This window comes from Pseudomonas sp. EggHat1 (genome assembly GCF_014892995.1).
Taxonomy (GTDB): domain Bacteria; phylum Pseudomonadota; class Gammaproteobacteria; order Pseudomonadales; family Pseudomonadaceae; genus Aquipseudomonas; species Aquipseudomonas chaetocerotis.
The window spans coordinates 628,535-653,677 of sequence record NZ_JACKQK010000001.1 but is presented as its reverse complement, the minus strand read 5'-3'; the positions used below and the strand labels follow the sequence as shown (position 1 = coordinate 653,677).

The window sequence follows — 25,143 nt, the reverse complement described above, 5'->3', positions numbered from 1 at the left end:
CCTATCGATCTTAGGGCGCTACGGGCGGTGTCGGCGGCTGCTGCACGCTGGCAGCGCCGGCTGCTGCGGCTGCGGCTTTGGCCAGGTCCTTCTGGTCGAGCTTTTGCTCACCATGCTCCAGGTTCTTCACATACACCTCGACCTGGCGGAACGCGATGTTGATGCCGTTCTTCGGGAACTCGCGGTCGATGAAGCGGTTTATCTCGTCGGTGGCTGGGTTGCGGTCGCCGAGGTCGCGCACATGGATGCGCAGTTCGTGATCCAGCGTGCTTTCACCAAAGTTGAGGAAGTACACCAGCGGCGCCGGATCCTTGAGCACGCGGTGGTTTTCCTGCGCGGCCTGCAGTAGCAGCTTGCGTACCAGATCGAGGTCCGAACCATAGCCGACACCGACCTTGAGGGTGACGCGGGTCACCGTGTCGCTCAGCGACCAGTTGATCAACTGGCCGGTGATGAAGGTCTTGTTCGGAACGATGATTTCCTTGTGGTCGAAGTCGGTGATGGTGGTGGCGCGGATGCGGATCTTGCTGACAGTGCCGGACAGGTTGCCGATGGTTACCACGTCGCCAATACGCACCGGGCGCTCGAACAGGATGATCAGGCCGGAGATGAAGTTGGCGAAGATTTCCTGCAGGCCGAAGCCCAGGCCCACTGACAGCGCTGCCACCAGCCATTGCAACTTGTCCCAGCTCACCCCCAGGGTGGACAGGGTGGTGACGATACCGATACCCACCAGCACGTAGGACAGCAGGGTGGTGGTGGCATAGGCGCTGCCCTGCGCCAGGCGCATGCGCGACAGTACCAGCACCTCGAGCAGACCCGGCAGGTTGCGCGCCAGGGCCACGGTGATGGCGACGATGATCAACGCACCGATCACGTCCATCAGGCTGATGGGCACCAGCGTCGCATTGTTCCCGGTACCGCTGCTGTACTCGTAGAGATTGATCGTATCGAGGTAGGTGAAAACACCGATCAGGTCGGCCCAGACCCAGTACAGGCAGACCAGGAAGCCGCCCAGCAGGGCCAGACGGATAAGGCGCAGCGATTGCTGGTTGACCTGCTCGATATCGAGCGTCGGCTCTTCGATCACCGCTTCGCCTTCGGCGCCCTCCTTGCTCTGGGCCTGGCGTTTGGCCAGGGCACGCTGATAGGCAAGGCGCCGTGCCGCCACGTTCAGCCCGCGCACCAGAGTGGCCTCGACGATGAGCAGGATGATCAGCAGATAGAGGGTGTCGATCAATCGGTCGGTGAGCTTGAGCGCCGTGTAGTAATAGCCGAAGGCAACCGCACCGATCAGCGCCAGTGGCAGCAGGTTGAACAGCACGCCGACGCTGGTGCGCAAGGCGGAGGTGTTCTCGCGCAGCGGTGCACTGAACAGCAGGTGGAACAGCAGCCAGGCCATCAGGGCGTAGCAGCTCAGGACCACGGCGATGCCGATGACGTCGTTGGCCAGGCTCGCCGGCTGGTGTTCGGCAATGCTCACCACGGCCACCAGCGCCATTACCACCAGACCCAGGCGGCGCAGGTGCTGACGGAAGAACGCGACGTTGGCTGGTGGCCAGTGGAAGTGCAGTATGGCTACGCCGTCTGGGGAAAGAATCCGGTGCAGGGTATAGAACACCAGCCAGGCTTCTGCCATTTCATAGAGCGCGGCGCCCAGATAGAGGTTCTGCCCGCGCGCATCATGCAGCAGGGCATAGCCGCAGAGCGCCAGGAACAATGTGACCGGCAGTGCGAGGATGATGTTCAGACCCAGTGCCATCGGTGTATGCAGCTGGCTGTCGTGCTTGTAGTGGCCGATGTCGCCATGCAGGGCGCTGAGCTTGCTGAACAGGTACTGGCGTCGCCAGAGGATCAGGGCGCAGAGCAGAATCAGCGGCAGGAACACCAGGGGGCGCTCGAACAAACCGGCGCCGAGCTCGCTGATGGCCATGCCCCAGGGCATGTCGGCCAATTGCTGCTGAAGGTGACGTGGCGCTGACTTCAGCCATTCGAGGTCGAGCGGTTTATTGCTGGGAATCCAGAACATCTGCTCATCGATGGTCGCGCGCAGGCTGCTGGCAGTGCTCTGCAGCTCCTTCTGATTGAGTTGCAGGGTGATCGACTCGTTGAGCAGCGCATTCAGTGAGCGGTTCAGGCGGTCGAGTAACTCACGGCGCGTGTCGAGCTGCTCCAGCAGAGCAGTGCGCAGTTCCTTGGTGATTTCCTCGTCTGGCTGATTGGCCAGCAGATCGTCCACATAGCGACCTGGATCGCTGATCTCATCGCGCTGTTTGTTCAGCTCGAACTGGTAGAGACGAATATCGGCGATCTCGTCGGCGAGCGCGCCGTCTTCGAGCTTCAGCTTTGGCAGAGCCTGCTTTTGCTGGTAGAGAATCTTCGACAGCAGCAGGCTGCCCTGCAGCACGCGAATCTGCTCGTCCAGGGCCTGATCGGCCTGCGCCAGGTTGTCCAGCTGCTGGCGGGTCTGGAGGTTCTGCTCGGTCAGGCTGTTCAGACGGTCGGTCGCGCGTAGCAGGTAGTCGGACAGCTTGAGGTTGAGCGTGCTTTCCTTGGCCAGCAGCTTGTCCGAACTGGCGCGTTCGGCCTCCAGCGACTGCTCGGCGACGGTCTGCTCCGATTCGGCGCGGCGGCGGTCGTTGATCAGGCTCTGCAGTGCCTGACGTTCCTGTTCGGCGCGGTTGATGCGTTCTTCAAGCAGGGCGCGCTGGGCACCGCCCAGATCCTGCAGCAGGCTGTTGCCTGCCAGCTCCTGGCGGCGCAGCTGCGTCTGCGCTGCGAGCAACGCCAGCTCTGCATTGAGCTGGTCGCGGCGTTCCGGAGTCAGCGTTTTGCCGTCATAGCGGCCGCTCTTGAGCGCATCGTTGATCAGCTGGCTGCGTGTCTGGTTCTGACTGATCTCTGATTGGGCACGTTCCGGTCGGGTCTGCGCGGTGATCACCATGCTGTTGGCTTCGATGATCGCCTTGTTCCATTCGCTGAGCTGATTGGCGCGCTCGTTAAGTAGTTGTTCCAGCTGCGCCAGTGATGTGCGTGCATGGCGTTCGGTCACCGGCTGATCGGGACTGGCCTTGAGGCGAGCAAGGTCGCGTTGGGCTTCGCTGATCAGGCGCGGTGCCTCGTCCAGCTGTTTGCGTAGATCACTGAGGCGCTGATCGGCAGCCTGCCGGTCCTTAAGCATGCGCAGCGTCTGCTCCAGCGTTTGCTTGAGCGCCAGCTGCTCGGCCTCTGGCAGCTTGCGGTCAGCCAGGCTGTCCAGGCTCTGCTGCACACTCTCGGCTTGGGGTGGTTCCTCGGCGAACACCTGCGGTATGCCGAGACACAGGGCAAACAGGATGGCTACTAGGGAGAGGCGCGACAGAGGCATGGTCGATTGATCTACTGAGTGAGCGATGACGATTGAGTTATCCGCGGCACAACGAGTGCGCGGGCCTGGTGGCCCGCGCTTGATGCTGATGCTAGCAGAGTCCTGGCAGGGACAATTCACCCGCTTGCTAGAAGTGCAGCCCTGGCCCGGGACGTGTGCCTTCGGGGAATTTGACGCCAACCTTGCGTACCTTGTTCCCTTCCATGGCCGCCACCGTCCAGGTCAGACCCTGCCATTCGACCTGGTCGCCAACTACGGGCTCGCCACCGATTTCGTGGGCGATGAAGCGCCCCAGTGGCTGATTGCCTTCCACGTCATCCAGCTTCAGACCATAGAGTGCAGCAACCGCGCTAAGTTCGGCGTCGCCTTCCAGCACGAAATCGCCGAAGAAACGCAGGTCCTGACCACGCTTGGGCGCCTGGCTGAACAGCTTGCCGAGCGCGGGCAGATCGTGTTCGTGGCCGATCACGCAGAGCAGATCTCCAGCCTCCAGGCGGGTACTGCCCGAGGGGTGAAGCAGATCGCGGCCACGGAACAGCGCGGCGATACGAGTGCCCTCGGGCATGTTCAGCTCGCGCAGGGCTGCGCCGATGCACCACTTTTCTGCGCCCAGGCGGTAGACGAACAACTCCCACTGGCTGGTCGGATGCACTTCCAGGCCTGCGCGTGATACGGGGGCAGGCTCTGGCGGCACGGTGACGCGCATCAGCTTGGCGGCCAGTGGCAGGCTGGTGCCCTGCAGCAGCAGGGAGATGATCACGATGAAGAACGCCACGTTGAAGAACAGCTGCGCATTGGGCAGGCCGGCCATCAGCGGGAACACGGCGAGGATGATGGGCACGGCGCCGCGCAGGCCGACCCAGGCGATGAAGATCCGCTCGCGATCGTGGAAGGCGCGGAAAGGCAACAGGCCGAGGAAGATCGACAGCGGCCGCGCGAAGAGAATCATCCACAGCGCCAAGGCCAGCGCCGGCAGGGCGATGGGTAGCAGTTCGTGCGGCGTGATCAGCAGGCCGAGCACCAGGAACATGCCGATCTGCGCCAGCCAGGTGAGGCCGTCGAGCATGTGCAGGATGCCGTGACGCGAGCGGATCGGCCGGTTACCCAGCAACAGACCGCACAGGTAGATGGCGAGGATGCCGCTGCCGCCGACGGCGGTGGTGATGGCGAAGATGATCAGGCCGCCGCTGACTACCAGCAGCGGGTAAAGGCCGGTGGCCAGTTCCATGCGGTTGATCAGCTTGAGCAGCAGCCAGCCGCCGCCGAGACCCAGCAGGGCACCAAGGCCGAATTGCTGCACCAGCTGAATCGGCAGATCCCAGCTGAAGCCGGTCTGGCCGCTGGCGAGCATGGCGATCAGGGTGACGGTGAGGAATACCGCCATCGGGTCGTTGCTACCGGACTCGATTTCCAGTGTGGAACTGACCCGCTCGTTGAGGCCGCGTCCGCCGAGCAGAGAGAATACCGCCGCCGCATCGGTGGAGCCGACGATGGCGCCGATCAGCAAGCCTTCCAGCAGGGTCAGATTGAACAGCCAGGTGGCAGCCAGGCCGGTCAGGCCTGCGGTTACCACTACGCCCACCGTCGCCAGTGACAGCGACGGCCACAAGGCCACACGGAAGCTGGAGACTCGTGTGCGCATGCCGCCGTCGAGCAGGATCACCGCCAACGCCAGGTTGCCGACCAGGTAGGCCAGGGGGTAGTTGTTGAAGACGATGCCGCCAGGGCCGTCGGTGCCGGCGAGCATACCGACGGCGAGGAAGATCACCAGGATGGGGATGCCGAAACGTGTGCCGAACGCGCTGACCAGAATACTGGCCGCCACCAGCAAGGCGCCGATCAAGAACAGATTGTTGATGGCGCTGGCATCCAACGGCGCTACTCCTGGCTGGGTCATTGGGTGCGCCGTTATGCATGGCGCGTGCCAGGGATTCTAACCGCAGCCTTCGTGCCGCTGTCAAAAAGGTTATTACATTTTTCCAGATTGCCCCGAAGCGCCCACGTTGGGGCGCCCGGGCGTCAGGCTCGGTTTCAGAACCAGGCGTCCTGCATGCTCAGGCAGGTGTCGTCGCGTGCTTCGAGAATGGCCAGGTCGTGGTGGCAGCTCGGCACCTCCCAGGTCAAGAAGTAGCGCGCCGCCTGCAGCTTGCCGCGATAGAAGGCCTGCTCCTCGGCATTGTCCGTGCGGGCCAGGCCTTCTTCGGCGCGAATCGCCTGCTCCAGCCAGCGCCAGCCGATCACCGTGTGACCGAACACCTTCAGGTACAGCGCCGAGTTGGCCAGGCCCTGGTTGACCTTGCCGCTCATCAGATCGCCCAGTAGCGCCAGGGTCACCACCTGCAGGCGTGCCAGCAGTTGTTCCAGGGGCTGGCGCAGGGCATCGAGCGATTCATGCGAGCTGGCGCGCTGGCAGCAATCGTTGATCAGCTTGAGCAGTTGCTTGAGGGCGGCGCCGCCATTCTGCGAGACCTTGCGCCCGAGCAGGTCGAGCGACTGAATGCCATGGGTGCCTTCGTGGATCGGGTTGAGGCGGTTGTCGCGGTAGTACTGCTCCACCGGGTATTCGCGGGTGTAGCCGTGGCCGCCGAGAATCTGGATGGCCAACTCGTTGGCCTTCAGGCAGAACTCCGACGGCCAGGACTTGACGATGGGGGTGAGCAGGTCGAGCAGTTCCAGAGCGCGGGTGCGCTCTTCGGCGGTTTCCAGGGTGTGGGTGTCGTCGAACAGACGCGCGGCGTACAGGCCGAGGTCGAAGGCACCTTCGACGTAGGCCTTCTGCGTCAGCAGCATGCGCCGCACATCGGCGTGCTCGACGATGGAAATCTGCGGGCTGGTCGGGTCCTTGCCATCGGGTTGGCGGCCCTGTGGGCGATTACGCGCGTAGTCCAGCGAATACAGGTAGCCGGCGTAGCCAAGCATGATCGCGCCCATGCCGACGCCGATGCGCGCCTCGTTCATCATCTGGAACATGTAGGAGAGGCCGGCGTGCGGCTTGCCTACCAGATAGCCGACGCATTCGCCGTTGTCACCGAAATTGAGCGCGGTGGACGTGGTGCCGCGCCAGCCCATCTTGTGGAACAGGCCGGCCAGGGTCACGTCGTTGCGTGCGCCCAGGCTGCCGTCTTCGTTGACGTGGAACTTGGGCACCAGGAACAGGCTGATGCCTTTAACACCGGGCGGTGCGTCCGGCAGCTTGGCCAGCACCATATGCACGATGTTCTCGGAGATCGGCTGGTCGCCGCCGGAGATGAATATCTTGTTGCCCTTGATCCGGTAGCTGCCATCGGCATGCGGCTCGGCGCGGGTGCGGATGTCCGACAGCGAGGAGCCTGCATGCGGCTCGGTCAGCGCCATGGTGCCGAAAAAGCGGCCGTCGATGATCGGCTGCAGGTAGCGTGATTTCTGCTCCTGGTTGCCGAAGGCCTCGATCAGATTGGCCACGCCCATGGTCAGCATCGAGTAGGAGCTGGTGGCGATGTTGGCCGACTGGAAATGCGCGAAGCAGGCCTGCGACAGCAGGTTGGGCAGTTGCATGCCGCCGTGTTCGAAGTCGCGGGTGGCATTGAGAAAACCGGCTTCGTGGAAGGCGCGCAAGGCAGGTTCGATCTCCGGGATCAGCACCGCGCCGCCATCGACGTACTGCGGTTCGTGCTCGTCGTTCTTGCGATTGTGCGGGGCGAACAGCGCCTCGGCGATGCCGCGTGCGGTGCTGATCGCCGCGTCGAAGGTCTCGCGGTTGTGATCGGCGAAGCGCGGGCGCTGGGTCAGGGCTTCGGCGTCGAGCACCTCATAGAGTTCGAACGCCAGATTGCGGGAGCTGAGCAGGGTCTCGGACATGGAACGGGCCTCCAGATGATCGACCGAGTCTAGGCAGTGGGCCGTCTGCCTGCACAGCATCATCAGTGGCGGTGATAATTGCTCGTTGGCGGGGGTGAAACCCGCTGCCTCGGCAATGGCGGGTTACACCCGCCCTACGAGGCTGCTCCTGGCTGTCAGGCGAAGCCTCGTGCCAGCTCGCGCGTCAGCTCGGCTGCGGGCATGGGGCGACAACTCGCGACGTTCTGCCCGGCCCACAGCGGTGAAAAGTCGCCGCTGCCCTGCGCCTCGGCCGCTGCGCGCAACGGCGCGATGGCTGCAGTGGCCAGGGGGAAAGCGGGTGCCTGCGTGCTCAGCGGCCCCAGCTCGCGCATCAGGCGATTGACGATGCCGCGCGCCGGGCGCCCGCTGAACAGGTTGGTCAGCGCCGTGTGGCGCGCCGCCGGGCTTTGCAGTGCCGCGCGGTGCAGGACGCTGGTCGTGGCTTCCGGGCACAGCAAGTACGCACTACCAACCTGCACGCCGGCTGCGCCGAGGGCCATGGCCGCCGCCACGCCACGGGCATCACTGATGCCGCCGGCGGCAATCACCGGCACAGACAGCGCATCCACCAGCTGTGGTAACAGAGCGAAGGTGCCGAGCTGACGGCTCAGGTCGAAATCCAGAAAGTGCCCGCGATGGCCGCCAGCTTCCAGGCCCTGGGCGATCACGGCATCGACGCCGCGCTCCTGCAGCCACAGTGCTTCGTCCAGGGTGGTGGCGCTGGAGAGGATCTTCGCCCCGCTGTCACGGACTCGCTTTAGCAAGGCCTCTTCCGGTAGGCCGAAGTGGAAGCTGACCACTGCAGGGCGGAACTCCTCCACCAGTGCGGCTGCTTCGTCGTTGAACGGCAAGCGCCCGGGTCCGCTGGCGATGTTGGCAGGGTCCACGCCCAGCTCGTCATAGTAGGGCGCCAGCGCATCGCGCCAGCCAGCCTCGCGGACTGCGTCTGGCTGTGGCGGTACGTGGCTGAAAAAATTGAGGTTGAACGGCCGCTCGGTCAGGCCGCGTATCGTTTGCAGCGCCTGGCGCAGGGCCGCAGGGGCGAGCATCGCGCAGGGAATCGAGCCCAGGCCACCGGCCTGGCTCACGGCGGCGGCCAGGCGGTGATCCTGTGAACCGGCCATTGGTGCCTGGATCAGGGGAAGTTCGCTGCCGAGCAGCTTTTGCAAACGCATGGCGGGGTTCTCGCTGTCCATGGAGGAGCAGGCAGCCTAGGCCTTGAAGGTGCAATGGAGCAAGCCGCGATGCGAGTCGTCAGCGGCCTGTTAAACTGCGCGCCTGATTCGAGGACTCCCGCATGAACTACCGCCACGCCTTCCATGCCGGCAACCACGCCGATGTGTTCAAGCACCTGGTGCTGACCCGCCTGATCGCCCTGCTGTCGCGCAAGGAGGCGCCCTTCGCCTATCTCGACAGCCACGCCGGCATCGGCCTCTACGACCTGCGGGGCGACCAGGCCAGCCGCACCGGCGAATACCAGGAGGGCATCGCGCGTCTGTGGCAGGCCACCCAACTGCCGGATGCGGTGGAGGCTTACCTGGAGGTGGTGCGGGCGATGAACCCGAATGGCGAACTGCGCTATTACCCCGGCTCGCCCGAGCTGGCGCGGCTGCTCAGTCGCGAGCAGGACGCTCTGCAGCTCAACGAGAAGCACCCCGAGGACGGCCGCCTGCTCAAGGACAACATGCGCGGCGATCACCGCGTCGCTGTGCACCTTGGCGAAGGTTGGCACGTGCCGCGAGCGCTGATGCCGACGCGCGAGAAGCGCGTGCTGCTGCTGATCGATCCGCCGTTCGAGAAGACCGATGAATTGCAGCGCTGCGTCGAGGCTTTGAACGAAGCGCACGGGCGTATGCGCCAGGCCATCGTGGCGATCTGGTACCCGATCAAGGATGAGCGCCAGTTGGCGCGCTTCTATCGTGACCTGAGCAAGAGCGCCGCGCCCAAGCTGCTGCGCGCCGAGCTCTATGTGCATGCGCCGGACGACGCCACGCGCCTGAGCGGCTCGGGCCTGGTGATCAGTAACCCGCCATGGGGCCTGGAAGATGAGCTCAAGCAGCTCCTGCCCTGGTTGGCCGCTACCCTCGGGCAGAGCCAGGGTGGCTGGCGCCTGGATTGGCTGATCGAGGAAAAGTCGGCCGGTTGAGCGAGTGCGAGGGGCGGTGCGCACGGCGCACCCTACGAGGGACGCGGCCGACTTAGCGCGTAGCCCGAATGAAGTCCGGGGCCGTGGCCCTCATCCCCGGATTGCATCCGGGCTACATGGGGCTCAAGCGGGCTTATGGTTGGGCTCGATGTGATAGCTCAGGTTGAGCCGCGGGCTGAGGTATTCCAGTACCTCCAGCGGTAGCTGCGAGGGGCGCAGGCTGCGGGCGATGGCGAGCTTCGGCTCCTGGACGAGATCGACGATCAGGGCTTCCTGCTTGGGCGTGTCGGCGTCGTAGAGAATCAGCGTCGGTTTCAACGCCTGAGTCGGGTTCATGCCCAGCACCAGCGCATAGCGCTCATCTTCCAGCTGCACCAGGCTGCCTGGTGGGTAGATGCCCATTACGCGAACGAAGGCCTTCAGCGCCACCTCATCGAAGCGCTCACGCTGCTGCTTGAACATCAGCGCCAGGGCTTCGTGTGGGCTTAGCGCCCGGCGCGGGTCGAGCGGGTTGCACAGTCCGTCGAAATGATTGGTGATCGCCACCAGACGACTCAGGCGACCGATGCCGGCCTCGCGCAGCCCGCGCGGGTAGCCACTGCCGTCACAGTGCTCGTGATGTTCGTGGATGATGCGCAGCACCTCGTCATCGAGCATCAGTTTCTGCCCCATGCGCAGGCCGAAGTCGGTGTGCATCTGCAGCAGCTGCTGCTCCGGGCGGCTCAAGGGTTCGGGCTTGAGCAGTACCTTGCTTGGCACTTCCAGCTTGCCGATATCGTGCAACAGGGCGCCGAGGCCGAGGCTATGACAGGCCTCGCTGTCGAGTCCGAGCTGGCGCCCGAGCAGCAGGGCCAACACGGTGACGTTGAGGGCATGGAAGTAACTGTCCTCGGCCGCCTTGCCAGTGATGCCATGCAGCACCACGCCGGGGGCGCCGAGCAGCGTCTCGACCATCTCGCCGACGATTGCACCAGCCTGGCGCATGGCATCTTCCGGGCGGCTGCGCAGGGTCTGGTTGAGCGTCTTGATGCGTTGGCTGGCCTCGATGAAGCGGCGATCCACCTCGGCCAGGCGGCTGCGCAGGTGACGTAGTTTTTCCACGCGTTCCTGGCGTGCCTGACTTTCCGGATCGACCGGCGGTTCTTCGACAGGAGGAGTGGTGACGTTGTCGACGAGAGGCGCGGGAGGGCAATCGCTGCGCGCAGGGTCGTAGCGCAGCTGCTTCAGGTTGAGCGCGCGCAAGGCGCGAATCTGCGCTTCGTCCTTGATCTTGAAGTTGCTGAAGGCGAAATCATGCTCCCACCAGCTCAGGTCCAGATGAACGTAGAGACCGACGCAAAGCTGATCGGGGGTGATGGTGGGGAGAGTGGCGGGCATGCCGGGCTCGTCGATCGATGGCTGATTGCCCGCAGTTTAGTTCGACTGATGGCCTGAAGGCATTAGTTGTTCAGGCCATCACATCGATGCTGTTGCCCAGGTTGGGCGGATTGCTGGGGGCGCTGACCGGTGCAACTGACTGCACCAGTCCGTTGGTGTTGGCGGCCTGCAGTTCCAGCGTCTTGCGCAGCAGCACAAGCGACATCTGCGCGGAGCTCTGCGCCGATGCCAGACTCGCTACCTGGCTGGAAATGCTGCTCAGCTCCACGACCCGTTACCCATGCTCAATATTCCGGGGGGAGACATACGCCTGTTCCGCCCAGGCCGCAATAGCCGCCCGGATTCTTCGCCAGGTATTGCTGGTGATAGGTCTCGGCGTAGTAGAAGGTCGGTGCCACGGCGATTTCAGTGGTGATGCTGCCCACTCCAGCCTTGTCCAGCTCAGCCTGGAAGCGCGCCTGGCTGGCTTTGGCGGCGCTCAGTTGAGCGTCGTCCTGGCAGTAGATCGCCGAGCGGTACTGGGTGCCCTGGTCGTTGCCCTGGCGCATGCCCTGCGTCGGGTTATGCACTTCCCAGAACACTTTGAGCAGCGCTTCGAAGCTGGTCTGCTGCGGATCGAACACGACCAGCACCACTTCGGTGTGCCCCGTCAGGCCAGAGCAGACTTCCTCGTAGGTGGGGTTGGGCGTGCGGCCACCGGCATAGCCGACCGCTGTGCTGAACACGCCAGGCTGTTGCCAGAAGCGTCTTTCGGCGCCCCAGAAGCAGCCGAGACCGAATACCGCCTGTTGCAGGCCGGCGGGGAAGGGCGCTTTGATCGGGTTGCCGTTGACATAGTGAGTATCCGCCACTGGCATCGCCTCTGGGCGGCCGGGCAAGGCCTGCTCGGCAGTTGGCAGGACATCCTTGTTAACGAGAATCTGGGAACGCAGAACCATGACGGTCTCCTGGAAGTGGGTGGGTAGTGGACTACGCGCAGTACGGCGTATTACGTCCGTTGGTCAGCCTGTGGCCGGCAGGGGTAGCGGCGCAGGCTTTCGATCAGTTCGCGGCCAGGAATCGGCTTGTCGAACAGGTAGCCTTGGCCTACGTCGCATTGCTGGCGGCGCAGGAAACCGAGCTGGGCGCCAGTCTCGATACCTTCTGCGACCACCTTGAGCTTGAGGTTGTGGGCCATGGCAATCACCGCTGAGGTGATCTCCATGTCGTCCTGGTTGTCGGGAATATCCTTGATGAAGCTGCGATCGATCTTGATCACGTCGATGGGGAATTTCTTCAGGTAGCTGAGCGAGGAATAACCGGTGCCGAAGTCGTCCATGGCCAGGGTCAGGCCCAGGCTCTTGAGGCGGCCGAGCTGGTGGCGGGTGTCCTCGGTGGCTTCCAGTAGCAGGCTCTCGGTCAGTTCCAGTTCCAGCAGGCGCGGGTCGAGCTGTTCTTCATGCAGGATGGCGGCGATGGAGCCGACCAGATCCGGATCGGAGAACTGCTTGGGCGACAGATTGATCGCCACCTGCAGTTCGCCCATGCCGATGGCGGCGATCTGCTTGCTCATGCGGCAGGCCTGGCGTACTACCCATTTGCCAATGGGAATGATCAGGCCAGTTTCCTCGGCGACGCTGATGAACTGGTCAGGGCGGATCATGCCCTTCTCCGGATGGTGCCAGCGCAGCAGCGCCTCCAAACCCAGCAACTGGCCGTTTTTCAGGCACAGCTTGGGCTGGTAGAAGACCTCCAATTCACTCTGGGTCAAGGCCCTGCGCAGGTTGTTCTCGACGAACAGCTTGTAGTTGGCCTCGGCGTTGAGCTCCTCGGTGAACAGCTGCACCTGATGCTTGCCGTTGGCCTTGGCCTTGTGCAGGGCGAGTCCAGCGTGCTTCATCAGCGTCTGCGGGTCGTCGCCATGCTCCGGAGCCAGGGCCAGGCCGAGCGAGCCGGTGATGCTGATCAGTTGGTTATCGACGAACAGCGGCTTGTCCAGGGTCTGCAGCACCTGATGAGCGACGCGCAGGCCGCTGTCCTGGTCGCAACCGTCGAGCAGGATGGCGAATTCGTTGCTGGCGAAGCGTGCCAGTGTGCCCTTGGCGCCGAGGCTGTTGCGCAGGCGTCGGGCCAGGGCCGAGAGCAGCTTGTCGCCGGTCTGGTGGCCGAGGCTGTCGTTGATCCGCTTGAAGTTGTCGATGTCCACCAGCAGCAGGACGAGTGGCTGCTGCGTATGCTGAGCGAAGCGTTGTTCGAGGCTGCGGATGAACGAGGGGCGATTGCCCAGGTTGGTCAGGTTGTCGGTATAGGCCAGGCGTTCGATGCGCTGCTGCGCCAGCTTGGCTTCGGTGACGTCTTCGTAGATGCCGATGTAGTGGGTCAGCTCGCCGTCGTCGCCATACACCTTGGATATCGACAGATGCCCCCAGTAGGGCTCCAGATTCTTGCGTCGGCTGCGGAACTCGCCTTGCCAGCTGCTGTGCTCGGCGAGACTGGAGCTGGCATCGAACAGCAGGTCGCTGAGGTTGGTCAGGGCGGGCAGTTCGGAGAGACGATGGCCGCAGACCTCGTCGCTGCTGTACAGGGTGATGGCGGTGAAGCTGGGGTTGACGTACTCCACCCGGCCGTCGCGGTCGACCAGCAGAAAGGCGCTGGCGCTCTGTTCGACGGCGCGCTGGAACAGATGCAGGGCGCTGGTGGCGCTGCGTTTCTGCTGGTTGATCAGCACCTGGGCGAACTGATCGGCAAGCTCACCGGCGAAGGCGATCTCGTCGGCCTGCCAGGTTCGTGTGCCGCCGATATGCTCCAGGCAGAGTACACCGACCACTTCGCCTTCGATGCGTATGCTGGCGTCGAGCATCGAGCAGATGCCCAGCGGCTGCAGGTAGCTTGCAGTCAGTTCGCAGGTGCGAGGATCGCACTGCGCGTCGTGCGCGTCGATCGCTCGGCCGCTGTGCAGTGCTTGCAGATACTGCGGGAAATTCCGCGCGTTTATCGACGGTAGTTGTTCGTGGCGGTCCAGGTCGCGGCGGTACAGCGACACGGAGTCCAGATGATGGCTGCCAAGCTTCCAGATACCGGCGCGAGCGACACCGTAGACCTCGCAGGCGGCCTGGGTGATCAGTTCGGCCGCTTCCTGCTGTGGGTCGCTGGAGGTGTAGCGCTGGCGCGCCAGGCGCACGATCAGTTGCTGCTGGGTGCGTGAACGGGCGAGGTGTTGCAGGTGGTCATTCTGGGTACGCTGATATTGCTGCAGCGAGCTGCGCAGTTGCTGATTCTGCGTGTGCAACTCCTGTTCGGCAGGGGCGAACTGATCAAGGCTTTCGTCCGCTACCAGCAGATAGCCGCGCAGCAACTGGCGGTTGCGCTGTTTGAAGGGTTCGCCCATCTCCAGCAGGGTCAGAGCACCTTGCGGTGTATGCAGGGTATAGCGCACCAGGTAATGCGGGCCTTGCAGCAATTGCTGCTGGATGGCGTCGTGCAGGCGATAGCGCGCCTCGGGCTCCATCAAACTGGCGTAGGGGGCATCCACCAGCGCGCAGAGATCGCTGGCGCTGATACCCAACTGGCGTTCGCAGGCCGGGTCGAGAAACAGCAGTGCCCAGCTTGGCTCGTTCAAGCGCTCGAAACGCAACATGCCAAGCCGCGAGGGCACTGGCAACTGCGTCACAACCTCGGCTGCCGAGCGTGCGCTGGCATCGGGATGGCTTTTCATTGGGCGGCGGGCTTCCAGTATGCTGACCAGGCGAGGCATCCGTTCTCAGTACAGGGCCGCTGCTGCCAGAGGGCGCATCGGCACGGACGGAGGCTAGGGCTCAGCCCTACTTCACTATAGCGTTCGGCAAGGGTGCATCATGCAAGCGAGACTGACAAGAAAACTCATGGCCATGGTGCTTGGCGGAGCACTTTTTACGGCCATACCCGCGGTTGCCGGCGCCGATGACGCGGCGCCGCTGCAGGGCACCGAGCAGGCAGTTTATCTGGACGGGCTCAAACGTCTTTATCTGACCGACAACGAGCGCAATGCGTTGCTCGCGCACAGCAACGCATTGCTGGAAACCTACGCCCTACGCGCGGGTTATCAGGTTGGCCAGGCGCAGCGGCAGGACCTGCTGTATCGCTTCAATATCGGCAATGCCGGTGAGCTTATCCTGCGTGAGGAGAGTCGTGGTGCGCAGGGTACCGCCATCTCGGTGCGCAATCAGCGTGTGCCGGTGTTCGGTATCGATCCGTTCATCCGCTACGAATGTCCGACCGGCGGTATCCGCTGCGTGCTGTTCAATCCGGCTGATGGCAGTCCGCTGCTGAGCATCGTGCGTGATCACCAGGGCGCAGGTGAGTTGGCCAAGGCGCTGAGCTTTCTGATTCGCAACGTGCAGAAGGGCTGAAAGGCATCACGCCGCGCTGAAGGAATGCAAAAAAAACCCCGCCTGAATGGGCGGGGTTGAGGATGCGAGCGTGGCGTGCTCGAAACGATTTACAGCAGGATGGTGCGGATATCGGCCAGCAGCTGCGACAGGCGCTGAGTGAAGCGTGCAGCAGCAGCGCCGTTGATCACCCGGTGGTCGTAGGACAGCGACAGCGGCAGCATCAGCTTGGGCTGGAAGGCCTTGCCATCCCACACTGGCTGCATGGTGGCCTTGCTGACACCCAGGATCGCCACTTCCGGCGCGTTGACGATCGGCGTGAAGCCGGTGCCGCCAATATGACCGAGGCTGGAGATGGTGAAGCAGGCACCCTGCATGTCATCAGCCGAGAGCTTCTTGGTGCGCGCTTTTTCCGCCAGTGCGGCAGCCTCGCCAGCCAGTTGCAGCAGGCTCTTCTGATCGACGTTCTTGATCACCGGTACCAGCAGGCCGTCCGGCGTATCGACGGCGAAGCCAATGTGCACGTACTTCTTGCGGATGATCGCCTTGCCACTCGGGGCCAGCGAACTGTTGAAGTCCGGCAGTTCCTTGAGCAGGTGGGCGCAGGCCTTGAGCAGCAGCGGCAGCACGGTCAGCTTGACGCCAGCCTTCTCGGCCACGGCCTTCTGCGCGACGCGGAAGGCTTCCAGGTCGGTGATGTCGGCCGAGTCGAACTGAGTCACGTGCGGCACGTTGAGCCAGCTGCGATGCAGGTTGGCGGCGCCGACCTGCATCAGGCGGGTCATCGCCACTTCTTCGATTTCGCCGAACTTGCTGAAGTCCACGGTCGGGATCGGCGGAATGCCGGCGCCGCCGGTGGCAGCAGCGGCAGTCGCCTGCGGTGCAGCCTTGGCCTTGTGCATCATCGCCTTGACGTACACCTGCACGTCTTCCTTGAGGATGCGGCCTTTCGGACCGGTGCCGGCGATATCCGCCAGTTCCACGCCGAAATCACGAGCCAGCTGACGCACGGCGGGGCCGGCATGCACCTTGGCACCATCACGCTTGGGCGCGTTGGCGACTTCGGCGGCAGCAGCCGACAGCGAGGCGATGGCGCGTACTTCTGCGGCCACTTCCGGTGCGGCACCTTCCGGTACGCGGTGCACTTGCTGACTGGCTTGCGCCGGCGCAGCAGCCGGAGCAGCGCCCGCCACCTTGAGCTTGAGGATCAGGTCACCGGTGCCGACTTCGGCATCCAGCTTGACCAGCACTTCTTCCACCACGCCGGCAGCCGGCGAGGGGATTTCCATGGAGGCCTTGTCGGACTCCAGGGTGATCAGCGACTGGTCGGCTTCGATGCTGTCACCAGCCTTGACCATGACCTCGATGACCTTGACCTTGCCGTCGGTGCCAATGTCCGGCACGTGCACGTCCTGCACCGAAGCAGCAGCCGGCGCGGCGGCAGCGGGAGCAGGTGCGGCGGCAGGCGCAGCAGCGGGTGCTGCGGCTTGAGCGGGTGCAGCACTGGCGGTTGCGCCGCCAGCAGTACGCAGCTTGAGGATCAGGTCGCCAGTGCCAACTTCGGCGTCCAGCTTGACCAGCACTTCTTCCACCACGCCGGCAGCCGGCGAGGGGATTTCCATGGAGGCCTTGTCGGACTCCAGGGTGATCAGTGACTGGTCGGCTTCGATGCTGTCACCGACCTTGACCATGACTTCGATGACCTTGACCTTGCCGTCGGTGCCGATATCCGGCACGTGCACATCCTGCACGCTGCTGCTGGTCGCGGCAGCGGCAGGAGCGGCCGCCGGAGCGGCTGCTTTCGGCGCTTCGGCAGGCGCGGCTTCGGCTTTCGGTGCAGGCGCCGCTTCGGCGGCACCTTCGACTTCCAGCACCAGCAGCTCATCGCCTTCCTTCAGGCGGTCGCCGATCTTGACCTTGATTTCCTTGATCACGCCGGCTTTGGGCGAAGGCACTTCCATGGAGGCCTTGTCGGACTCCAGGGTCAGTACGCTCTGGTCGGCTTCGATACGGTCGCCGACCTTCACCAGCAGTTCAATCACCTCGCCTTCACCGCCGAGGTCGGGTACGCGAATCAATTCACTCATCGCTACGCTCCTTAGCAGTCCAGGGGGTTGGCTTTGTCGGCGTTGATACCGAACTTGGCGATGGCGTCAGCCAGCACCTTGGCTTCGATTTCGCCACGGTCGACCAGGGCTTCCAGTGCGGCCAGCACGACCCAGTTGCGATCCACTTCGAAGAAGTGACGCAGTTGCTTGCGGCTGTCGCTGCGGCCGAAGCCGTCGGTGCCCAGGACCTTGTATTCCTTGCTCGGAACCCACTGACGAACCTGCTCGGCGAACAGCTTCATGTAGTCGGTGGAGGCGATGACCGGACCCTTGCGACCGCTCAGGCACTGCTCGATGTAAGTCTGCTTGGGCTTCTGTCCCGGGTGCAGGCGGTTGCTGCGTTCCACGGCCAGACCGTCGCGGCGCAGTTCGTTGAAGCTGGTGACGCTCCACACATCGGCGCCGATGTTGAACTCGTCACGCAGGATCTTCGCGGCTTCGACGACTTCTCGCAGGATGGTGCCGGAACCCAGCAGTTGCACGTGGTGCGCGGCTTCCTTCTTGTCTTCCTCGAGCAGGTACATGCCCTTGATGATGCCGTCTTCCACGCCTTGCGGCATGGCCGGCTGCTGGTACGACTCGTTCATCACGGTGATGTAGTAGAAGATGTCCTGCTGCTCTTCGGTCATCTGGCGAATGCCTTCGCGGATGATCACGGCGAGCTCGTAGCCATAGCTCGGGTCGTAGGTGCGGCAGTTGGGGATGGTCGCTGCCAGCATGTGGCTGTGACCGTCTTCGTGCTGCAGGCCTTCACCGTTGAGGGTGGTACGGCCGGCGGTACCGCCGATCAGGAAACCACGGGTGCGGCTGTCGCCAGCGGCCCAGGCCAGGTCGCCGATGCGCTGGAAGCCGAACATCGAGTAGAAGATGTAGAACGGCAGCATCGGCTGGTTGTGGCAGGAGTACGACGTACCGGCGGCGATGAAGGAACTCATGGCGCCGGCTTCGTTGATGCCTTCCTCGAGGATCTGACCTTTCTTGTCCTCTTTGTAGAACATCACCTGGTCTTTATCGACCGGCTCGTACAGCTGGCCGACCGAGGAGTAGATGCCGAGCTGGCGGAACATGCCTTCCATACCGAAGGTACGGGCTTCGTCCGGGATGATCGGGACGATGCGCTGGCCGAGTTCCTTGTCCTTGACCAACTGCGCGAGGATGCGCACGAAAGCCATGGTGGTGGAGATTTCGCGGTCGCCCGAGCCATCGAGGATGGCCTTGAGGGTATCCAGCGGTGGTGTCGGGATGCTGAAGCTCTGCTGGCGACGCTGCGGTACGAAGCCACCCAACGCGTTGCGGCGCTCGTGCAGGTACTTGTACTCGGGGCTGCCTGGCTCCGGCTTGACGAAGGGCAGGTTTTCCAGCTCTTCATCCTTGACCGGGATGTCGAAGCGGTCGCGGAACTGACGCAGGCTGTCGACATCGACCTTCTTGGTGTTGTGCGCGGTGTTCTTCGCTTCACCGGCGCCGGTACCGTAGCCCTTGATGGTCTTGGCCAGGATCACGGTCGGCTGGCCGCTGTGGTTTACGGCCTGGTGGTAGGCTGCGTAGACCTTGTACGGGTCGTGGCCGCCACGGTTGAGCTTCCAGATCTCGTCGTCGGAGAGGTCCTTGACCATCTCCTTGAGCTCCGGGCTATTGAAGAAGTTTTCACGAACGTAGGCGCCGTCTTTGGCCTTGTAGTTCTGGTATTCACCGTCGACCACTTCGTCCATGCGACGCTGCAGGGCGCCGTCCTTGTCCTTGGCGAACAGCGGGTCCCAGAAGCGACCCCAGACCACCTTGTTGACGTTCCACTGGGCTCCGCGGAACACGCCTTCGAGTTCCTGGATGATCTTGCCGTTACCGCGCACCGGGCCGTCGAGGCGCTGCAGGTTGCAGTTGATGACGAAGATCAGGTTGTCCAGCTTCTCGCGGCCAGCCAGGGAGATGGCGCCGAGGGATTCCGGCTCGTCGCACTCGCCGTCACCCATGAAGCACCAGACCTTCTGCTTGCCGGCCGGGATGAAGCCGCGCGCTTCCAGGTACTTCATGAAGCGGGCCTGGTAGATCGCCTGGATCGGGCCGAGGCCCATGGACACGGTGGGGAACTGCCAGAAGTCCGGCATCAGCCAGGGGTGCGGGTAGGACGACAGACCTTTGCCATCCACTTCGCGGCGGAAGTTCTTCATCTGGTCTTCGCTGATGCGGCCTTCCATGAAGGCGCGGGCGTAGACGCCAGGGCTGGCGTGGCCCTGATAGAACACCAGGTCGCCACCGTGTTCGTCGGTCGGGGCCTGGAAGAAGTAGTTGAAACCGATGTCATACAGCGTCGCGGAGGAGGCGAAGCTGGAAATGTGGCCGCCCAGATCCGGGTCGTCCAGGTTGGTGCGCATCACCATGGCCAGGGCGTTCCAGCGCACCAGCGAGCGGATGCGGCGCTCCATGAACAGGTCGCCGGGCATGCGAGCTTCATGGGTTACCGGGATGCTGTTGCGGTAAGGCGTGGTGATCGCGTAGGGCAGTTGCGCACCGCTACGGGTGGCCAGCTCGCCCAGACGGGTCATCAGGTAATGGGCACGGTCTTCACCCTCACGGTCGAGGACGGATTCAAGGGCGTCCAGCCATTCCTGGGTTTCGATCGGATCGAGGTCTTGCATGGCTTGCTCCAGGGCGGAAAGGCTTCCAGAATCGGAGGCCAGTTGGGTCTCACCGGCTTTTTGGGCGGGCGAGTTGAAATTCTTGGATTTACCGGGGGTAGGACCGGCCGCTTGTAGTTTTACTACATTTCGACGACGGATTCAGCCCTCTGGATACAATTCTTTCGTAGTAAAACTACAATCCGCGGCACCGCCGGCCGCGCGTGCCCCGCTGGTGCGGGGCTGCGGGCGATTGCACCGTGCGTCCGGCAGTCCGCCAAAAGGATAGACCATGAGCCTGCCGTTGCTGGTCGAGTTGCCCCCTTCCCTTGTCTCCCTGGCCGAACGCGCCGAACAGTCGTTGCAAACCGCTTTGGCAGAGCATGAGGCGCTGGCTGAACCTGTTGCCGCATGGCCGCAAGAACGCCGCGTTGCCTGGCGGCAGGTGTCGGCGCTGAGCGATTTCGTCGCCGAGCAGGCGCAGCGTGATCCGCAGATGTTCGTTGCGCTTGCCGAGTCCGGTGAGCTGGAACGCAGCCTGGCGCCGGGCGAGTTGCGCCAGCAACTGGAGGCGCAGCTGGCCGAGTGTGCCGATGAGGATGCCCTGGGGCGCTGCCTGCGGCGTTTTCGCAATCGTCAGCAGTTGCGCATCATCTGGCGCGATTTCAGCCGCCAGGCGGCGCTTGGTGAAACCTGTCGCGATCTGTCCGATCTCGCCGATGCCTGCATCGATCTGGCCTATCACTGGCTGTACCCGCGACATTGCACGCAGTTCGGTACGCCGGTCGGGCGGCGCAGCGGCCAGCCGCAGCACATGGTCATCCTCGGCATGGGCAAGCTCGGCGCGCACGAGCTGAACCTGTCTTCGGACATCGACCTGATCTTCGGCTATCCCGAAGGTGGCGAGACCGAGGGTGTGAAGCGCCCGCTGGATAATCAGGAGTTCTTCATCCGTCTCGGGCAGCGCCTGATCAAGGCGCTGGATGCGATCACCGTCGACGGCTTCGTGTTCCGTACCGACATGCGCCTGCGTCCCTACGGTTCCAGCGGTGCGCTGGTGTTCAGCTTCAATGCGTTGGAGCAGTACTACCAGGATCAGGGCCGTGACTGGGAGCGCTACGCGATGATCAAGGCGCGCGTGGTCGGCGGTGATCAGGCCGCGGGTGCCGAGTTGCTGGAGATGCTGCGGCCCTTCGTCTACCGGCGCTACTTGGATTTTTCCGCCATCGAGGCGCTGCGTGCGATGAAGCTGCTGATCCAGCAGGAAGTGCGGCGCAAGGGCATGAGCGAGAACATCAAGCTCGGTGCTGGCGGCATTCGTGAGGTCGAGTTCATCGCTCAGGCCTTCCAGCTGATTCATGGTGGGCGTGATCTCAGTCTGCAGCAGCGGCCGTTGCTCAAGGTGCTGACCACGCTGGAGGGGCAGGGCTATCTGCCGCCGCCGGTGGTCGCGGAAATGAAGGAGGGTTACGAGTTCCTGCGTTATGCCGAGCACGCCTTGCAGGGCATCGGTGATCGGCAGACGCAGATGCTGCCGGCCGACCCGCAGGATCAGGCGCGGGTGGCGGCGATCATGGGCTTTGCTGACTGGGCGAGTTTTCATGAGCGCCTGATGCACTGGCGCGGTCGCATTGAATGGCACTTCCAGCAGGTGATCGCCGATCCTGACGAAGATGAGTCGGATGCTGGCGAGGCCTGCGTTGGCGCCGAGTGGCTGCCGTTGTGGCAGGGGGCGCTGGACGATGAGGCTGCCGCGCTGCAGTTGCAGGAGGCGGGTTTCATCGAGCCTGGTGCAGCCTGTCGGCGCCTGGGGGATCTGCGTAACGGCCCGCAGGTGCGCGCCATGCAGCGCCTCGGTCGTGAGCGTCTGGATGCGTTCATTCCGCGTCTGCTGACGCAGACCGTCGAGCATGACAAGCCGGATCTGGTGTTGGAGCGGGTGTTGCCGCTGGTAGAAAAGGTCGCACGGCGCTCGGCCTACCTGGTGTTGCTGAGCGAAAACCCAGGCGCGCTGGAGCGCCTGATCAGCCTTTGTGCAGGTAGCCCATGGATCGCCGAGCAGATCGCTCGCTATCCACTGTTGCTCGACGAACTGCTCAACGAGGGGCGGCTGTACCATCCGCCGCTGGCCCCGGAGCTGGCTGCCGAGTTGCGCGAACGGCTGATCCGTATTCCCGAGGAGGATCTGGAGCAGCAGATGGAGGCGCTGCGCCACTTCAAGTTGGCCCACAGCCTGCGCGTGGCCGCTTCGGAAATTGCCGGCACGCTGCCCTTGATGAAGGTATCGGACTACCTGACCTGGCTGGCCGAGGCGATTCTCGATCAGGTGCTGGCGCTGGCCTGGCAGCATACGGTGCAGCGTCACGGCCGGCCGCATCGTGCCGATGGCACGCCCTGCGACCCGGACTTCATCATCATTGGCTATGGCAAGGTCGGTGGCCTGGAGTTCGGCCATGGCTCGGATCTGGACCTGGTGTTCATCCATGACGGCGATCCGCAGGCCGAGACCGATGGCGCCAAGCCCATCGACGGTGCGCAGTTCTTCACCCGGCTGGGGCAGCGCATCATTCACCTGTTGACTACCCAGACCACCTCCGGTGCGCTCTATGAGGTGGATATGCGCCTGCGACCATCTGGCGCAGCGGGCCTTCTGGTCAGCTCGCTGGGTGCCTTCCAGCGCTATCAGGAGACCGAGGCCTGGACCTGGGAGCATCAGGCGTTGGTGCGGGCGCGGGTACTGGTGGGATGCCCGCGCCTGGCCGGCGAATTCGCTCGCGTGCGCGCCGAAGTGCTGGGTCGCGAGCGCGATACCGAGTCGCTGCGCGTCGAGGTCAGCGAGATGCGCGCGAAGATGCGTGACAACCTTGGCACCAGGAATACTGTGGCCGGAACGTCAGCGAATGCCTTCGAGGCCACGTCCTCCTTCGATCTGAAGCAGGACGCCGGTGGTATCGTCGATATCGAATTTATGGTGCAATACGCGGCTCTGGCCTGGTCGTGGCAACACCCGCAGCTACTCGAGTTCACCGATAACATCCGCATTCTGGAAGGCCTGGAGCGGGTCGATCTGATGAGCGCCGAGGATGCCGCATTGCTGCGTGAGGTCTACAAGATCTATCGCTCGGCTGCCCATCGCCAGGCGCTGCAGAAGCAGCCTGGGGTGGTGCCGGGGGATCAGTTCCAGGATGAGCGTCGCGCCGTGATGCGCCTGTGGCGTGAGCTGGGACTGAGTTGAACGACGGGGTTTGAGGCCCCACCTACTGATCGAACCGTGAAGCGAATTTGAGGAGCAGGCAAGATGTCGATGTCCGACCGTGATGGCGTGATCTGGTACGACGGCGAACTGGTGCCGTGGCGCGAAGCCAACACCCATGTGCTGACCCATACCCTGCACTACGGCATGGGCGTGTTCGAGGGCGTGCGTGCCTATAACACCCCGGACGGCACCGCGATCTTCCGCCTGCAAGCGCACACCGACCGCCTGTTCGATTCGGCGCACATCTTCAATATGCAGATCCCTTTCAGCAAGGAAGAGATCAACGAGGCGCAGCGCGCCGCTGTACGTGAGAACGGCCTGGAAAGTGCCTACCTGCGTCCGATGGTGTTCTTCGGCAGTGAAGGCATGGGCCTGCGCGCTTCCGGCCTGAAGGTGCACGTGATCGTCGCCGCCTGGCACTGGGGTGCCTACATGGGCGAAGAGGCGCTGGAAGCCGGCATCAAGGTGCGCACCAGCTCCTATACCCGCCACCACGTCAACATCGCCATGACCCGTGCCAAGGCCAACGGCAACTACATCAACTCGATGCTGGCCCTGCAGGAAGCCATCTCTGGCGGTGCCGACGAGGCCATGCTGCTGGATCCGGAAGGCTACGTGGCCGAAGGCTCGGGCGAGAACATCTTCCTGGTCAAGGACGGCGTGGTGTACACCCCGGAAGTGACCTCCTGCCTCAACGGCATTACCCGCAGCACCATCCTGACCCTGGCCGAAGAGCACGGCATCAAGGTGGTCGAGAAGCGCATCACCCGCGATGAGGTGTACATCGCCGACGAGGCTTTCTTCACCGGCACCGCCGCTGAAGTCACCCCGATTCGTGAAGTGGATGGTCGCAAGATTGGCGCCGGTCGTCGCGGCCCGGTCACCGAGAAGCTGCAGAAGGCCTACTTCGACCTGGTCACCGGCAAAACCAGTGGCCACGCCGAATGGCGTACGCTGGTTAAATAAGCGATTGCTCGAAGGCTCGACGGGGAGGCGAAAGCCTCCCCGGTCGTTTCTGGAAAGAATATGAAGATACTGATCGTTGGGCCAAGCTGGGTAGGCGACATGGTGATGGCGCAGACGCTGTTCCAGTGCCTGAAGCAACGCCACCCCGCATGCGAGATCGACGTGCTGGCGCCGGACTGGAGTCGGCCGATTCTCGAGCGCATGCCCGAGGTGCGCGCCGCGCTGAGTCTGCCACTGGGTCATGGTGTGCTCGATCTGGCCACGCGCCGGCGCATTGGCAAATCGCTGGCTGGCCAGTACGACCAGGCGATCCTGCTGCCCAACTCGCTCAAGTCCGCGCTGGTGCCCTGGTTCGCCGGCATCCCCAAGCGCACCGGCTGGAAGGGCGAGATGCGCTATGGCTTGCTCAACGATATTCGTACGCTGGACAAAGACCGCTATCCGCTGATGATCGAGCGCTTCATGGCGCTGGCCTATGAACCTGGCGCTGCCTTGCCGCAGCCCTATCCGCAGCCACGTCTGGTGATCGATGAAACCAGTCATGATGCCGCGCTGGTCAAGTTCGAACTGCAACTGGACCGCCCGGTGCTGGCGCTGTGTCCCGGTGCAGAGTTCGGCGAGGCCAAGCGCTGGCCGGCCGAGCACTACGCCAAGGTGGCCGAGATCAAGATTCGCGAAGGTTGGCAGGTCTGGCTGTTCGGCTCGAAGAACGACCATGCCGGCGGCGAGGACATTCGCATGCGCCTGATTCCGGGGTTGCGTGAGGAAGTCAGCAACTTGTCCGGGCAGACCAGCCTGGCCGAGGCCATCGACCTGATGTCGGCGGCCACTGCCGTGGTGTCCAACGACTCCGGGTTGATGCACGTGGCGGCGGCGCTGAACCGTCCGCTGGTGGCGGTCTATGGTTCCACCTCGCCAGCGTTCACTCCGCCGCTGGCTGACCGCGTCGAGATCGTTCGCCTGGGCCTGGAGTGCAGTCCCTGCTTTGATCGAACTTGCCGTTTTGGTCACTACAACTGCCTGCGTGAGCTCAAACCGCGGCCTGTGATCGAGGCGCTGGATCGGCTGGTCGGCGAAACCTTGACCCTGGTCGAGGGCGACTGA

15 protein-coding genes are annotated in these 25,143 nt (G+C 63.6%); 5 read left to right on the top strand and 10 right to left on the bottom strand.

Translation table 11 applies throughout. The features are described 5' to 3' along the window. Positions 1 to 10 precede the first annotated feature (10 nt). From mscK to INS93_RS02935, 4 genes are all read right to left on the bottom strand, one after another. A complete protein-coding gene (mscK, locus tag INS93_RS02950) occupies positions 11 to 3,367 on the bottom strand; it encodes a mechanosensitive channel MscK (protein WP_192980239.1) in 3,357 nt (1,118 codons plus the stop codon). Between the two features lie 127 nt (positions 3,368 to 3,494). After that, entirely contained in the window at positions 3,495 to 5,240 is a 1,746-nt protein-coding gene (locus INS93_RS02945) for a potassium/proton antiporter (RefSeq protein ID WP_160020170.1), read from the bottom strand. Positions 5,241 to 5,398: 158 nt separating this feature from the next. Continuing rightward, positions 5,399 to 7,204, bottom strand: a complete 1,806-nt coding sequence (locus INS93_RS02940; protein WP_192980238.1) for an acyl-CoA dehydrogenase — start codon at positions 7,202 to 7,204, stop codon at positions 5,399 to 5,401. 155 nt (positions 7,205 to 7,359) lie between these two features. Beyond that, on the bottom strand, positions 7,360 to 8,400 hold the full coding sequence (locus tag INS93_RS02935) for an NAD(P)H-dependent flavin oxidoreductase (RefSeq protein ID WP_192980237.1): 1,041 nt from the start codon (positions 8,398 to 8,400) through the stop codon (positions 7,360 to 7,362). Positions 8,401 to 8,522: 122 nt separating this feature from the next. Between INS93_RS02935 and INS93_RS02930 the strand changes: the two genes are divergently transcribed. Next, positions 8,523 to 9,371 (top strand): 23S rRNA (adenine(2030)-N(6))-methyltransferase RlmJ, encoded by an 849-nt coding sequence (locus INS93_RS02930; RefSeq protein ID WP_192980236.1) that lies wholly within the window; start codon positions 8,523 to 8,525, stop codon positions 9,369 to 9,371. A gap of 123 nt (positions 9,372 to 9,494) precedes the next feature. Here the strand turns inward: INS93_RS02930 and INS93_RS02925 are convergent, their stop codons facing one another. From INS93_RS02925 to INS93_RS02910, 4 genes are all read right to left on the bottom strand, one after another. Then, complete coding sequence (locus INS93_RS02925) at positions 9,495 to 10,748, bottom strand: HD-GYP domain-containing protein (RefSeq protein WP_192980235.1); 1,254 nt, start codon at positions 10,746 to 10,748, stop codon at positions 9,495 to 9,497. A 70-nt stretch (positions 10,749 to 10,818) separates the two neighbouring features. Further along, positions 10,819 to 11,016: a putative motility protein gene (locus INS93_RS02920; RefSeq protein WP_192980234.1), complete on the bottom strand. Its 198-nt coding sequence runs from the start codon at positions 11,014 to 11,016 to the stop codon at positions 10,819 to 10,821. A 16-nt stretch (positions 11,017 to 11,032) separates the two neighbouring features. Continuing rightward, positions 11,033 to 11,686 carry a peptide-methionine (S)-S-oxide reductase MsrA gene (gene msrA, locus INS93_RS02915; protein ID WP_192980233.1) on the bottom strand — a complete coding sequence of 218 codons (654 nt, stop codon included), beginning with the start codon at positions 11,684 to 11,686 and terminating at the stop codon, positions 11,033 to 11,035. A gap of 50 nt (positions 11,687 to 11,736) precedes the next feature. Beyond that, positions 11,737 to 14,442, bottom strand: a complete 2,706-nt coding sequence (locus INS93_RS02910) for a putative bifunctional diguanylate cyclase/phosphodiesterase (protein ID WP_160019162.1) — start codon at positions 14,440 to 14,442, stop codon at positions 11,737 to 11,739. A 166-nt stretch (positions 14,443 to 14,608) separates the two neighbouring features. On the opposite strand from INS93_RS02910, the gene INS93_RS02905 reads away from it, so the two are divergent. After that, on the top strand, positions 14,609 to 15,115 hold the full coding sequence (locus INS93_RS02905) for a hypothetical protein (RefSeq protein ID WP_192980232.1): 507 nt from the start codon (positions 14,609 to 14,611) through the stop codon (positions 15,113 to 15,115). A gap of 89 nt (positions 15,116 to 15,204) precedes the next feature. Here INS93_RS02905 and aceF read toward each other — a convergent pair whose 3' ends face one another. Both aceF and aceE read right to left on the bottom strand, forming a co-directional pair. Next, positions 15,205 to 17,181, bottom strand: a complete 1,977-nt coding sequence (gene aceF, locus INS93_RS02900; RefSeq protein WP_192980231.1) for a dihydrolipoyllysine-residue acetyltransferase — start codon at positions 17,179 to 17,181, stop codon at positions 15,205 to 15,207. 11 nt (positions 17,182 to 17,192) lie between these two features. Next, a complete protein-coding gene (gene aceE, locus INS93_RS02895; RefSeq protein ID WP_192980230.1) occupies positions 17,193 to 19,838 on the bottom strand; it encodes a pyruvate dehydrogenase (acetyl-transferring), homodimeric type in 2,646 nt (881 codons plus the stop codon). 271 nt (positions 19,839 to 20,109) lie between these two features. Here aceE and glnE point away from each other — a divergent pair, with 271 nt between their 5' ends. From glnE to waaF, 3 genes are all read left to right on the top strand, one after another. Next, positions 20,110 to 23,052, top strand: coding sequence for a bifunctional [glutamate--ammonia ligase]-adenylyl-L-tyrosine phosphorylase/[glutamate--ammonia-ligase] adenylyltransferase (gene glnE / locus INS93_RS02890; protein ID WP_192980229.1), 2,943 nt, complete (start codon positions 20,110 to 20,112; stop codon positions 23,050 to 23,052). 63 nt (positions 23,053 to 23,115) lie between these two features. Beyond that, entirely contained in the window at positions 23,116 to 24,039 is a 924-nt protein-coding gene (locus tag INS93_RS02885) for a branched-chain amino acid transaminase (protein ID WP_160019167.1), read from the top strand. 60 nt (positions 24,040 to 24,099) lie between these two features. Beyond that, positions 24,100 to 25,143: a lipopolysaccharide heptosyltransferase II gene (gene waaF, locus INS93_RS02880; RefSeq protein WP_192980228.1), complete on the top strand. Its 1,044-nt coding sequence runs from the start codon at positions 24,100 to 24,102 to the stop codon at positions 25,141 to 25,143.